General features: G+C 71.2%; 13 protein-coding genes and 2 pseudogenes. All 15 read left to right on the top strand.

Features of this window, described 5'->3' with window-relative positions:
- The 15 genes and pseudogenes from PYR72_RS34360 to PYR72_RS34290 all read left to right on the top strand — a co-directional run bounded on the left by PYR72_RS34360 (position 1) and on the right by PYR72_RS34290 (position 13,203).
- Complete coding sequence (locus PYR72_RS34360; RefSeq protein WP_275458902.1) at positions 1-1,338, top strand: hypothetical protein; 1,338 nt, start codon at positions 1-3, stop codon at positions 1,336-1,338.
- Between the two features lie 394 nt (positions 1,339-1,732).
- Positions 1,733-1,873, top strand: a complete 141-nt coding sequence (locus PYR72_RS34355) for a hypothetical protein (protein WP_275458901.1) — start codon at positions 1,733-1,735, stop codon at positions 1,871-1,873.
- Between the two features lie 118 nt (positions 1,874-1,991).
- Positions 1,992-3,269: a hypothetical protein gene (locus PYR72_RS34350; RefSeq protein ID WP_275458900.1), complete on the top strand. Its 1,278-nt coding sequence runs from the start codon at positions 1,992-1,994 to the stop codon at positions 3,267-3,269.
- Positions 3,270-4,225: 956 nt separating this feature from the next.
- Complete coding sequence (locus PYR72_RS34345) at positions 4,226-6,010, top strand: type IV secretory system conjugative DNA transfer family protein (protein ID WP_275458899.1); 1,785 nt, start codon at positions 4,226-4,228, stop codon at positions 6,008-6,010.
- A complete protein-coding gene (locus tag PYR72_RS34340; RefSeq protein WP_275458898.1) occupies positions 6,007-6,723 on the top strand; it encodes a hypothetical protein in 717 nt (238 codons plus the stop codon). The genes PYR72_RS34345 and PYR72_RS34340 overlap by 4 nt, the downstream gene beginning before the upstream one ends.
- A 557-nt stretch (positions 6,724-7,280) precedes the next feature.
- The gene (locus PYR72_RS34335; RefSeq protein WP_275458897.1) at positions 7,281-7,526 is read left to right on the top strand and encodes a hypothetical protein; all 246 of its coding nucleotides are present in this window, start codon (positions 7,281-7,283) and stop codon (positions 7,524-7,526) included.
- On the top strand, positions 7,523-8,692 hold the full coding sequence (locus PYR72_RS34330) for a DnaB-like helicase N-terminal domain-containing protein (RefSeq protein WP_275458896.1): 1,170 nt from the start codon (positions 7,523-7,525) through the stop codon (positions 8,690-8,692). The genes PYR72_RS34335 and PYR72_RS34330 overlap by 4 nt, the downstream gene beginning before the upstream one ends.
- A gap of 63 nt (positions 8,693-8,755) precedes the next feature.
- Positions 8,756-9,340 (top strand): hypothetical protein, encoded by a 585-nt coding sequence (locus PYR72_RS34325; protein WP_275458895.1) that lies wholly within the window; start codon positions 8,756-8,758, stop codon positions 9,338-9,340.
- Between the two features lies 1 nt (position 9,341).
- Positions 9,342-9,524 (top strand): annotated as a pseudogene (locus tag PYR72_RS34320) (DNA methyltransferase); the annotation flags it as partial.
- Between the two features lie 40 nt (positions 9,525-9,564).
- Positions 9,565-9,915: pseudogene (locus PYR72_RS34315) on the top strand (DNA cytosine methyltransferase); the annotation flags it as partial.
- A 315-nt stretch (positions 9,916-10,230) separates the two neighbouring features.
- On the top strand, positions 10,231-10,539 hold the full coding sequence (locus PYR72_RS34310) for a hypothetical protein (protein ID WP_275458894.1): 309 nt from the start codon (positions 10,231-10,233) through the stop codon (positions 10,537-10,539).
- 153 nt (positions 10,540-10,692) lie between these two features.
- Positions 10,693-11,289, top strand: a complete 597-nt coding sequence (locus PYR72_RS34305; protein ID WP_275458893.1) for a DUF4913 domain-containing protein — start codon at positions 10,693-10,695, stop codon at positions 11,287-11,289.
- On the top strand, positions 11,286-12,053 hold the full coding sequence (locus PYR72_RS34300; RefSeq protein WP_275458892.1) for a glycosyl hydrolase: 768 nt from the start codon (positions 11,286-11,288) through the stop codon (positions 12,051-12,053). Before PYR72_RS34305 ends, PYR72_RS34300 begins: the two co-directional genes overlap by 4 nt.
- Entirely contained in the window at positions 12,050-12,538 is a 489-nt protein-coding gene (locus PYR72_RS34295; protein ID WP_275458891.1) for a hypothetical protein, read from the top strand. The genes PYR72_RS34300 and PYR72_RS34295 overlap by 4 nt, the downstream gene beginning before the upstream one ends.
- Positions 12,535-13,203 carry a hypothetical protein gene (locus PYR72_RS34290; protein WP_275458890.1) on the top strand — a complete coding sequence of 223 codons (669 nt, stop codon included), beginning with the start codon at positions 12,535-12,537 and terminating at the stop codon, positions 13,201-13,203. Before PYR72_RS34295 ends, PYR72_RS34290 begins: the two co-directional genes overlap by 4 nt.
- Positions 13,204-13,345 lie beyond the last annotated feature (142 nt).

The raw sequence follows: 13,345 nt of genomic DNA, 5'->3' as shown, positions 1-13,345 counted from the left end.
ATGGCGAGCGCCAAGGCACTCGTGCGAGTGCTTGACCACGGAACGGAAGTCGAGTCTGGAGTCCGCCGTCCGATTCGTCTGACTCCCGATGGATATGCGGGCGTCGCGTATGCGGGCTCCGTCTACCCACTCCGGCAGGGCGATCTCATCGACCTGGGCGGATCGAGCTGGGAACTCGCGGACTGCGATCGTTTCCTGTTCACCGGAGCAGAGGTTCCGTACGCTCCCATCGCCGGTGAACCGCTGGAGAAGGCCAGCGGTTTCGACGTCGAGTGGCACCTCGAAACCAACCAGTACGGGCACTACGTCGTCTTCAACGCGTCGGAGCGCGTTGCCAGCAGCTTGGTGTCAGCGCTTGAGGACGCAGATCTCAACGTCCAGCGCTGGGACGTCAGCCATCGTCCAGCAGATGACGGCAACTTCTACGACTGGTTCGCGCGCCTTCGGTTCAAGGGCAGCCAGGCCGAAGCACTGGCGCTCGTCGGGGCTGTCATCGCACCGCCGTCGTCTCTCGCGCCGGCGGTTCCAGTCACGGATCCGACTACCACTCGACTTGCTGATGCCGAGGCTCGGATCGAGGAGCTGCTCAACCAGCTGTACGTCGCGACACGCAAGGGCGAGGCGGCTGAACGTGAGCTCGCGCAGCTCCGTCACGATCTTGCGAACGCCGAAGCGAGCGAGCATCGATACCGAGAATCCGTTGCCCTCGCAGAACGCCATCATGCAGATCTGCAAGAGCAACTCGCCGTGCTCCGACAAAGCCTGGGAGGCACGGCTGACACAGCAGAACTGGTAACGAGCCTCGCTGATGCCGAGGAACTTCGAGAACTTGCTCTTGCCGAGAACTCCTTGCTGCTGGAGCGTGTGCGAGCGGCCGAGTCGGAGGCGGCAGAAAGCGGAGCACGCGCTGACAACTTGGCGGTTCAGGTAGACGCACTCCTTGGGAGAGTGGCGGAACTTGAGGCCTTGGAGACGGAGCGACTTCGCGCCGCGACCGCGCAACGGCCTCGGCGCGGCGGTGTCATTGAGTTCCTGCCTCAGGCGTTCAGCCGCCTCCAGTTCGTTCTCGATGCAGTCGATGTGATCGCCAACCTCGACTCGCCAGCATCCACGATGAGAGCACTCACTGAGATCGACTCTGGGCGCCTTGTAGGGAAGGACCTTGAGGGAATGCGTGGCTGGTTTGAGGTGACGAAATTGGCAACGGGCATCGCGGGAAGCGAGCGACTTGGCCGCATCTACTACAAGCCGGACGGCCAAAGAGTGCTTGTCAGTGTGCACATCAAACAGGACGACCAACAGCAGAGACACCACATCGAGAGGCTGCGAGCCTTCTGACCCCCGGTTACCGGCGCCTGAGGCAGCCTCGATATCGGAGCGTCCGACGCGCAGTTCCTTACCGTCGGGCCTAGCGGTCCAGCGCCGGATGGCGTCCCGCCGAGTGGTGGTAGCCGATCAAGCTAACGGAATCCCCAGGTAGCGGCCCGAATCGCCCTCGCCGAGGCCCTGTTGAGGCTCGCCGGGCCGGGTCCAGCGGTGATCGCACGACGGCTGGCAGCGGCACGTACCGGACGGCTCCAAAGCAGAAGCGACGAACCGTGATCGGCTACACCACGACCGTCCCACGCTCCTAGCGTCGCTGCTCGACGAGCCCCTGGCTTTGCCGAAACTGCGGACCGGCCACACCGCGTGCCAGCGGCTCACCTGCCACTGCACGACCCCAACACCACCGATGTGGATCGACGACGACTGGCTCGAGCTTACGCGCGAGGCCCTCGTCGCCACCGTCATCCGCCACGACGGCCGCTGGGCCCGCCTGTACAACGGCGCCCGCTCCGTCTGCACGGCCTTCGCCCACAACGAGCCGGGGTGACCGCGGCCATCTACCACCCATCTCCGGCCCGGCCAAATCGCGGATTCCGCGGATCCTCTCTCCCCGACGGCCCGACCACCCGGGCTCCCTTTCACCACTCCCGTTCGAGGTAGACGCCGTGATCGCCCACCTGCAGCGTGCCAGCCATACCGCCGGCCTCCTTGAGTACCTGTACGGGCCAGGCGAGCGCGGTAACCACACCAACCCCCGCCTGATCGCGGGGGACGGCCACGGTGCCCCGATCGAGATGCTCGCCCAGACCGACGCGCCAGCGTACCTGGCCCACGCCCTCGACGCACCGGTCGAGCGCCTCGGGGCCCGAGCTCCCGAGCGGCCGGTGTGGGTCTGCTCGGTCCGCTCCGATCCCCGGCACCCCGACCTGACCGACTCGCAGTGGGCCTGGGTGGCCCGCCAGGTGGTGGCGGCCACCGGCATCGCCGGGGAGGGCGATCCGGACGCCTGCCGGTGGATCGCCGTGCGCAACCAGGCACGGCAATTGCACGTCGTGGCCACCCTCGCCCGCGAGGACGGCAGCCTCCACAACGCCTACCGCGACGCCTTCCGTCTCCAGACCGAGTGCCACCGCATCGCCACCGAACTCGGCCACGTTGCCCCGGCCCCGCGCCCAACACCCCGCACCCAGGAGACTCACGTGCCTGCCCCCTACATCACCATCAGCGCAGAGCCCAGCGGCAGCGTCTCAGCGAAAGGCGCCAGCGACGCCCTGTCCGCCACGCTCCTCAAGCACGCCGGTTTCCAGCAGATCGAGGACTGGTACGGCCGCCGCCACCGCTTGGCGACCACCACCCCGCAGGCTGAGCGCGTCGCCATCGCCTCCCACGCAGCCGAGATGCTCCGCGCCGCCCGGTACCGCGTCGATCTGGACCCCGACCTCGACACGAGCCGGTTGACCAGCCCGGCGAACCCTCTCGGGCTCTACACCGCCGGAGCCGAAGTCCTGCGGCTGACCGACCAGATCAGGGCCGCCGAGAACGGTGCCGGCCTTGCCCAGGCGGTCGGTCACCTCCTTCATCCCGAGCACGGCGTCCTGGAACGCCTTCGGGAAGCTCTGGAGACGGCAGGCGAACAGATCACCGACCTCGACGACGAGTCGTACGCGCTCGCCGACCGGTTCGGCTTCGCAGCGGAGTTCGTCAGCGCGGCGCAATCAGAACTCGTCGGAGCGGGACGCGAACTGCACCGTGTCAACGACTCACGGCAGGACCACGCCGGGGCGCAGACGCAGTCCCCAGCCCCGCCCGACGCACGAAACGCGGCTCTCGCCACGTCGCCCGCGGCGGACAGGGCCAAGGCGTCTTCGGCGCTCGGAACTCCGTCCCCGGAGGTCGGTACCGCCGTAGGTGCGCCGCAGGTCGTCAGCCCGCGGACCCGTTGATTCCGATCCTCTCCGCTCGTACCTCTCCAGCGGTCTGACGCGCACCTACCTCATGCGGACAGCCATCGACGCTCTGGCCAGCGCGTCCGCCGTCAAACCGGCCAAGGTCCGAGGGGTCTGTCCAACCCACCCGGCACCGACCCAACACCGCGTCCTAGGAGGAACAGTGCCCGAGTTCTACCCGAGCATCGGCGAGGCCGTAGGCGCTGCGATGCAGCACAACATCCGCCTTGCCTACGGCGGCAAGGCGCCCGGCTCCGACACGCCCCCGCAGGTCCGACACATGTCCCACCCGCCGGCCGACCCGTACCCCGTCCCGGGGATGATCGCCCGGCTCACGGAGACGGCGACTCCCCATGAGGTCGCCGGAATCATCGAGGAGGTCAACGGAGCGCTCGGGGCACTCCCCCAGCTGACCGAACTCGTGGCCGCAGCGGCCGACTGGACCCGAGCCCGTCTGACCTTCGAGAGCCCGCACCACAACCCGACCTTCGAGACGTGGACACGGCTGGCCGCGGCCACCCGCATGCTGCGGGACGTCCAGGAGGAGCTGGAGGTCGCCGGGGACATGATCGCCGCGTGCCCTGTGCAACTCAGCGACCCCAAGTACCGCGACGAGGTGCCCGCCCTGCGGACCAGGGAGCCGCTCAGCGATGTCCTCGGCAACGACGCGGTCGCGGACAACGAGCCGCCCGCCACCCAGAACCCGGAAGCGGACCGACGCCGAGCGCCCGCGCTTCCTCCCCACACGCCGGCGCTCAGCGGACCGCGCCCTCCGTCGGCGCGGCATCCGAACCACCCACCAGCGCCCTACCGCCCCGGTCGCCACGCACCCGATGACCTCGGCTTGACCCCCAACTGCCGTCCCCTGCCCCGACAGGAGCTGCCCCGATGCCCAGCAGAAGAGCGCCGCGCGCCCCGCCTCGCCCTGTCCGCTCTCCCTCCTTGGACCCGACATGCCCGCACCGCGTACCAGCGCGCCCTCGGCCACCACCGGCTCCGACGCACTCCTCTACCTCCTGTTCGGCGTCCTCGGCGCCGCCATCACCTTCGGCTCCCTCGCCTGGCTGACCGGCAACCTCACCAACTCCCTCGTCGGCACCGGCCCCTGGGCGCCCTTCAAGGCCACCGATGCGCTACTGCACCCCGACGTGCTGTGGCCGCACCTGAGCCCCACCGCTCTGCTGGTCGGCGCGCGGCTCGTCCCCGGGCTGCTCTCCGTCTGCCTCACCGTCACCGGCCTGGTCGTGTGGCTGCGACTGCGCGGCGGTGCGAGGAACGGCCTCGCCCGCAGGCGGGATCTCGCCCCTCTGATGAACAAGGAGATCGCCGCCAAAGCGAAGAGCCTGCGGCCGAGCCTGTCCGGCATCAAACCGAAGGAGGTCGCTCCCGCAGACCGCGGGATCCTCGTCGGCACGCACTCCCCGGGCCGGGCCGAGATCCGCGCCTCCTGGGAGGACGTGATCGTCGCGATCATGGCCCCGCGCTCCGGCAAGACGTCCGGGCTGGCGATCCCCGCGATCCTCGCCGCCCCCGGCCCGGTACTGCTGACCTCGAACAAGGCGGCGAACGACGCCTTCACCGCGACGGTGGACGCCCGCGCCGAGGTCGGCACGATCTGGACGCTCGACCCGCAGCAGATCGCCCACCACCCGCGCGAGATGTGGTGGGACATCCTGGCCGACGCCCTAGACCTGGCCGGGGCGAAACGTCTTGCCGGGCACTTCGTCGCCGCCAGCGTCGACGAGTCCAGCGGTGCCGACTTCTGGTCCACCGCCGCGAGCAACACGCTGGGCGCGCTGTTCCTGGCCGCCGCGAGCCATCGGCGCCCGATCACCGATGTCCTGGCCTGGCTTGCCTCCCCCGCCGACCGCACTCCGGTGGACCTGCTCACCGATGCCGGCCACGAGGCGGTCGCGGCCCAGCTCCAGGGCACCGTCAGCGGGGCCACGGAAACGCGGGACGGCATCTACGAGACCGCGCGGCAGTACGCGAGCTGCCTGCTCGACCCGGACGTCGCCGCCTGGGTCACACCCGACAAGCGCCTTCCCGAGTTCAAGCCCTCCGCGTTCGCCACCTCCCGCGACACGTTGTACCTGCTCAGCAAGGACGGTGGCGGCTCGGCGTCGGCGATCATCGCGGCGGCGGCCGACGCGGTGATGCGCGCGGCCGTGGTCGTCGCCGAGCGCTCCGGCGGGCGGCTCGACCCGCCCGCCCTGTGCGTCCTCGACGAGGCCGCCAACGTGTGCAAGATCTCCGATCTCCCCGACCTGTACAGCCACCTGGGCTCACGGGGCGTGATCCCGATGACGATCCTGCAGTCCTACCGGCAGGGCCAGCGGTGCTGGGGCGAGGCCGGCATGGACGCACTGTGGAGCGCCGCCACGGTCAAGATCGTCGGCTCCGGCATCGACGACATCGACTTCGCCGACAAGCTGAGCCGCGCGATCGGGGAGCACGAGGTACGGACCGTCTCCGTCTCCCACTCCGACAGCGGCAAGTCGACCTCTGTGTCCATGCGCACCGAGCGGATCCTCGCCCCCGACGCGATCCGTGCGCTGCCCAAGGGCAAGGCACTCCTCCTGGCCACCGGCCTGCGCATCGCGCTGCTCGACCTCAAGCCCTGGTACAAGGAGCCGTCGGCGAAGACCATCGCGCCTGCCTCCGCCGCCGCCACGGCCACCATCACCGACCGCGCACTCGCGAAGGCGAACCACTCCGGCCTCGGGCATGCGGCATGAGCGGGGTCTGGGACGTCCCCACCGCCGAACGCGTCGCCGCCCTCCGGCGCGAAGCAGCCCACCACCCCGAGTCCGGAGCGCGGGAACGGTCGGATCTGGAACTCCTCAACCGGGCCTACGAGTCCGTCGTCCGCGACCGGATCGACACCCGCGACGCCTACATGCGCCTGCTCACCGATCTACGCCACCACGACGACCAGGTCTGCTCCGGGGCCGTGGCCGGCTTCCGCCCCCAGATCGACCGCATCACCCGCCACGTCGTCAACGAACACCTCAAGCCGTACTGGCAGTTGGTCCACCGCGTCGAACACCTGCCGGAACGACTCTCCGCCAGGGACGTCGAATCGCTGCGCTCCCAGGCGGCGTCGGTGCGGCACTGGCTACGCCAGGACGGGCCCGCCGAGGACCGGCTCGACCCCGGCGACGCCCGGGAACACCTCAGCACCCTGCGCACCGTCGTCGCCACGCTCAAGGAACGCCGGGACGTCTCCACGGACGACGCGCTGCGGCTCATGGACGCGGCTCTCAACGACGGACCGCTGCTCGACCTGTTCGAGGTCGGCACACCCGAACCACTGCCCGAGCCCGCCCCACCCGCCTTCGCCGGACCCGGCTGGACAGTCCACGCCCACATGTGGACCTACCAGCCGGCACCCGACGACGGCTTCGTCAGCGCCGTCCGGCTCGGCGACGAATGGCGCATCGACCTGTAGTCCCCCGCCGGCCCCCTCCTCGCAAGCGGCACCGCACCCGAGAACGACGTCGCCGCCCTCGCCGAAGCCCTCGTCGCCCGGGCCCCGGCCTGGACCGCGGACCGCTCCGACTACGCCTGGCGCCGCTTCACCGACACCGCCAACGCCCTCCGGCACACCGACGACACCTCCCCACGAGTCCAGGCCGCAACCACACGCACCACGACACCCCACCGCCCCGCACCGCACACCCCACCGCCTACCGCGTCGTCCCTCCCGGCGTCCGCGCAGACGGCTCTCGACCGCGGCCGTCGCCGCTGACGAAGGGCGCGCCGCTGCTCGGCCAGGCGTATCCGCACCGTGGTCGCCGGCTTCTGGACCGGGCAGCGATCGACCGGGGCACTGCCCACGAGTGGTCCGGACGTCAGGGCGCCATCTTCGACGCGCTCACGGACGCCGAACCGGAGAACGACCATCCGGACGGCTTCCCACCTGGTCCTGCCGCTCCGGCACCCCCGTCTAGGCCAACGTCGACCTCACGGCCTGCCCCTCCCCTCTACCTGCTCAGGAGTCCCCTCGTGTCCTCGCGCACTCCGTCCCCTCCTCCGACGCGTTCCGAACGCCTCGCCCAGTCACCGGTCGTCCGACGCGGTGGCCGGTGGTGGCTCGTCACTGCCTCAGGATCGATCCTCGCCACCGATCCGACGTTCACCGGCGAGCTGGACCGCTTCGCCGACGCGATGACCGCCGCCGACCAGGCCGTCGCCGGCCTCCGCTCGCAGCAGGACGATCCGCCGGCTCCCCGCCCCGGGCGGCGGCGATGAACCCGCTGCTGCGTGCCGAGCAGGCGGTGCTCGGCGCGGTGCTGCTCGACCCCGGCCAGCTCGCGCACCTGGACTGGCTGGCGCCGGATCACTTCTACCGGCCCATCCACCAGGCGCTGTTCGCCGCCTTGCGCAAGCTCCGGACCGAGAACCATCCCGCTGTGGCGACCGGAGAACGCGTGCCGCTGTCCTGGGTGACGGACGCCGTCGCCGAGGCCAGCAACCATGTCCGAGGGCTGACCGCCGTGTATCCCCACATCCTGATCTCGGCCTGCCCGCGCCCCGAGCACGCCCCGGTGTACGGCCGGATGGTGCTGGAGGGCGCGATCCACCGCAGCGTGACCGCGCACGCGATCCGCCTCCACCAGGCAGCCCGCGCCGACGCCCTCCAAGGTGCGGTGGAAGGAGCGCTGCACCATGCGGACGTCCTGGCCGGGGTGCTCGAAGACCTCGCGCGCCGCTGGGGGTCCGAACCGCGCCCGGTCGCCCCGACGACACCGCCGCCCACAGCACCCGTCGCGCCGCCGCCGGTACGAGCGGACCATGTCGCCGAGGACGAGCAGTTCCTGCTGGCGGTCCTGGTCGAGCAGCCGAAGGCGATGGACGAAGTCGTCGGCTGGCTGCGACCCGGCGACTTCGCCGACCCCGCCCACGGCCAGCTCTACCGCTGCGTAGGAGCGCTGCACCACCGCAGCGAACCCATCGACCGGATAACCGTGCTGTGGGAAGCCCAGCGGCGCGGTCTGCTCGCCGACGGCACGCTGACCACCGAACAGCTCACCACCATCTGCGACGGCGTCGGCGCCGGCAGCGCCGAGTGGCTCGGCGAGCAGATCATGCGCTCCTCCGTCGCCCGTACGGCCGCCGCCTCCGCCCGCGCCATCCGCGCCCTGGCCGAGAACGAGGCCCTGGCCCCCGGACGGCTCATCAGCCACGCCCTGCACGCGCTCGGGCCGCTCGACGAAGTGCGCGCCCGCTGGCAGACCGCGTACGGCCACCCCGCTCCGGCGCCGCCCCCCGCTCCGCCGACCGAGGGGCCCCCGACGGCGCAGGTCCACGCCGCCCTCGCCCGCAGCACGGCGCGACCGGCCGCACGGCCCTCGGAATGCCCAGGCTCTGCCTCCACATCATCAGCCGCACGACCGCCCTCGCGCACCCACGGCTGAGCCGTCCTCCCCCACCCACCAACCCATCCCATCCCATCCGACCCTCCCCACCTGGAACGCCCCGTGGACAACACCCCACTCTCCGACGCCCTGGCCCTGCGCGCCACGGCCTCCGCCTTCGACGCCCAGCGCGGCAAGCTGCCGATGCCGGGAGACCCCCACCGCTCACCCGACATCGTCGCCGTCGCACGCCAGATCTCCGAGCTCGGAAAGCTGGTCACCGATCTGGGCGACGAGGTCCTCTTCCGCGCCGCCGCCCAGGACCAGGCGCCCCACACCGCTCGCGTGATCACCGCCTTCGCCGCCGCCGTAGAGCCCGTGGGCGAAGCGGCTTCCGCCCTGGGAGCGGTGGCCCACCAGCTCGCCTTCCTGAACCAGACCGAGAGCCTGCGCGACCAGCCCGACGCCAGGGATGCCCGGGAGGCAGCAGTACGGGTGATGGAGGAAGCACTCGCCACCGCCGACGCGGCCCTGCACGACGGGGCCAACTCCCTGCACGCCGCATCGGCAACGGTCTCTCCCCCGACCGCACGGCTCCAGGCCGCCCGCAGCCGTTCAGCGACCACCGCTCATTCTCCGGGGCCCCCGCCGCCCAACGTCACCACGGCCCCGGCTGCCCCCTCGGACCGAATCGCTCGGGGCCGGTGACATGGAACCCACCACCGCGCGAACGCCGTTGATCGGCTCGCTCTGCTCGGGTTACGGCGGTCTGGACCTCGGGGTCCAGACCGCGCTCGGCGGCACCGTGGCCTGGCACGCCGAGATCAACCCCGACGCCACGCGCATCCTGGCCCGGCACTGGCCAGGCGTGCCCAATCTGCGGGACATCACCGCCGTCGACTGGACCGATGTGCCTCGGGTGTGCGTCCTGACTGCCGGCTTCCCCTGTCAAAGACGTCTCCGTCGCCGGCCGCCGCGCCGGACTCAACCCCCACACCCGCTCGGGGCTGTGGCTGCACGTCGCCCGTGCGGTCGAAGCCCTCCGCCCCTGTCTGGTGGTGATCGAGAATGTCCGCGGACTCCTCACCTCGCCCGCCGGTTCCCCTGGCGACGTGGAATTCTGCCCGTGGTGTCTGGGAGACGACCCAACCCAGCCTCCTGTGCGGGCACTTGGTGCCGTACTCGGATCCCTGGCCGATCTCCGGTACGACGCGAGGTGGCTCGTGCTTCGTGCCTCCGACGTCGGAGCCCCCCATCGTCGCGAGCGCACCTTCCTCACCGCCTGGCCCGCCGAGCACGCTACTCAAGACCCCGACGAGCAACATCGGCAAGAACGGCGGCTCCCAGCACCCGTCGAAGAGGAAGAGCGGCGGCCACGGCCCGAACCTGGCCGACGAGGTGGAGTGGCTGCTGCCCACCCCGAAGGCGTCGGACGGGATCAAAGGCTCGCCGAACCAGCGGCACGGCAACGGGGACATGACGCTGCCGAGCGCGGCAGCGTCGCTGCTGCCCACCCCGAGGGCGAGCGACACCGGCACCCCCGGCCGCCGTCCGGGCAAGGGCTGGCGCCCGCCCCTGTCGGCGGTGGTCCTGCCGCTGTGGGCGGAGGCGGCCCCGGAAGCGGAGGGACCGACGGGCGATGGGGAGCGTACGCCTCCGCCATCGCCCGATGGGAGAACCTCACCCGCCCCGCGCCGCCGCCCACCGACACCGCCGGACGCCTGCGCGCCGACTTCGTGGAGTGGATGCAGGGCCTGGCCCCCGGCTGGGTGACCGCCACTCCGGGACTCGGCCGACCGGCTCAGCTCACCGCACTCGGCAACGGCGTGGTCCCCCAACAGGCCACCCGAGCCGTGCAGTTGCTGGCACCGCCCTTCCCAGGATGCCCCCGCTGCACCGCGCCGTAGCGCCCCACTACCCAGTTTCCCCGGCCACACCAAATCGCGGAATCTCCGCATCCTCCTACCCATGCCGACCTGCAAAAGGAACACCGCCGTGACCTCCAGAAGAGCGCGCCGCACCTCGCCCCCGCCCTGCTCGCTCACTCCCTTGGATCCGCCATGTCCGACCCCAGCAAGGCCACCCCCGAGCCCGAGCCGTTCCGCGTCCCCGACGGCGACCTCGACGATCTCGCCAGCACCCTCGCCAAGACCATGGCGGAGGTACGCCAACACGGCGTCATCCTGGACCGCCTCGGCTCCGAGCCCGTCTCCACCCCTCAGCCCACCGCGGGCACCTCCACCGCAGGCGCTGTCGGCGCCGACAAGGCCGGCGTCCCGGCCTCGGTGTTCATCCTCGCCCTGGGCGGCAAGGCGTACGCCGTCGAGCTGGGCGCGCTCAGCGACTGGGTGAACCACCTGTTCCTGCCCGTCTACGGACGGGAAATCAGCACCACCCGGCCGTGGTGCGACCAGTGGCACGAGCACCCCGAGGCCGTTGCCCGGCTGCACGCGCTCTGGCTCGCGTGGCAGCAGCTCACCGACGCCGAGGCCGGCCTTTCCGGTCCCTCGACGTGGCACCGCGACCATCTCGACCAGGCCCTGGTTCACCTCCGTGCACCCGACGGCCCCTTCGCCGCATGCACGACGAGCCCGACCCGGCCCAACCACCGCGTGCTGGCCACCCCGGCGCCCGAGCTGACGGGAGCCACCCGGTGATAGCCGAACCCGACTTCCACCTCGCCGACTTCGAGCCTGCCGACGCCGCCTCCGAACTCGCCGAGAGCAGCGTCTGGGCCGGAGACCTGACCGTGCTGGCCGAGCACCACACCACCCCGGAGGGGACTCACAGCTACCTCGTCGCCCACGACAGGTCGATGACCTGGGGCGTCCCCGGTGATCCGGCGCTCGTCGCCATCAAGATCACGCGGGACCTGCGCGAGCGCACGTTCACCTTCGAGACCACGAACCACGCCAGCCTGGCCTTCGCCCAGAACTGGCTGATCGAGCACGGCTGCCCGCCCGAGCGGATCGCCCAGGCCAAGGGGGACTCCCTGAAGCCCGCCGACGATCTCACCCTCTGGGTCGAGCGGCAGATCCGGGAGTCAGGCTCTCGTTACAAGGTCCTCGACAGCTGGACCTTGGACTACGCCCCGTCCGAGACCTGGACGTTGACCCGTGACTCCAGCGCCGCTCAGGCACCGATTCGTGTCTTCCTCGAAGAGGGGAACCCCGACGCCCACACGTACACGTTGCGCGAGGGCGCCTTCGCCGACGAGGCCGCCGCCCGCCACTGGCTGGAAGACCGCGGCACTCCGCTGCCGCAGCCGCCGGACTACCGCGGTGAGGCCGCCGCCCGGCTGACCCGCGCCGCCCTCACCCGGTCAGCGGGTGCCTCCGCGATCCCGAAAGCCGGCCTCGACACGGACAACGCGCCGTCGGCAGGAACGGGGCAGCGCCCGACCCCCCGGAGGCCGATGTGAGCCGCGCCCGTTTCGCCTTCGCCGCCCACCCGGACGCCATCGCGGACCTGCGCCAACTCCCCGACGAAGTCCGCAACCTGGCGCTGCTGGAACTGCAGAACCTGGTCCACGGCAGCGACGACTGCCTGCCGCTGACCGGCCGCCTCGCGGGCTTCCACAAGGTCTACGTCGACCCGGCCGTCTCCTACCGGATGGTCATCCAGTTCCGCCCGGCCCCGCCCACCTCGACCCACAAACGCGAGATCTACCTCGTAGCGGCCGGTGCCCGGGAGGACTACGCGGTCTACCGCACGGCCCAGCTCCGCACCAACCGAACCGGCCTCAACCGGCCCGCCGACACCGACGCGGCGGCCGAGGCCCGAGTCCAGGCGGCCCGGTCCCGATCCCCCCACGCGATCGACCCGACCGCGTCCCTCCCGGCCACCGTACCGGCGGCAGCCAGCCCCGCTGCCCCGGCCGCCTCCCGAAAGGCCTCCATGCGATGACCGCCGACCGTGCGTCCCTCGACCGCACCGAACTGGCCGGGCTGCTCACCGACGCCGCGCGCAGCGTCTCGGAGGTCCTCACGACCGAGTACCCCACCTCCGCCGGCCGCTCCTACCTGCATCCCGTCCTCGGCTCGCTGTCCGCCGGTCCCCGGGTGGTCCGCGAACTGAACGACCGGCTCGAAGAGTTCGTCGTCGAGGAGCCGCTGCCTTCCACCCCCGCCGGTCTGTTCACCCTGGCCTCCTACGCTTCCGCGCTCGGCTGGCTCACCGAGTCTCTCGCCGAGCTGACCACCTCCGTCGACCAGATCTGCACGCGCGTCGGCATCCCCGCCGAGCCGCCGGACCCGTCCCTCGCCGCGCCCTCGCCAACGGAGCAGGACGACGAGTTCGACTTCGCGTTCAGCGCGATGGAGTTGGCCGCCATCCGCACAGCCGCCGAGGCTGCCGACCTCAGCCCCGGCGACTACGTCGAGGTGCTCTCCCGGTCCCTGCTCGCCGCCTCCCGGATCACCGACGCCTGCATGGAGATCTCCAGCGGCCTGCTCGAAGACGCCGCGTACGTCCTCGGCGAAACAACCGATCACGTCCGAATCGGCGAGGGCCCCGACAGCCTGCCCACCCTGGTGCGCTCCCTGCTCGCCCGGATGGACGCTGCCGAATGAACCCCCACGACAGGGCGAAACGGCCCGGCGCGCACCTGGTCGCCGAGAAGTTCTGCGTCGAAGACCCCTGGGCTCTGAGCGACGACCATCCACCCCGCGGCCCGCGTTCCCTCACTGGCCCGACCGCCAAACCCTCCCTCTC

This window comes from Streptomyces sp. VNUA24 (assembly GCF_029167005.1).
Classification (GTDB): Bacteria; Actinomycetota; Actinomycetes; order Streptomycetales; family Streptomycetaceae; genus Streptomyces; species Streptomyces scabiei.
The sequence above is the reverse complement of the archived record's forward strand: the minus strand, read 5'-3'. Positions and strand labels throughout refer to the sequence as shown.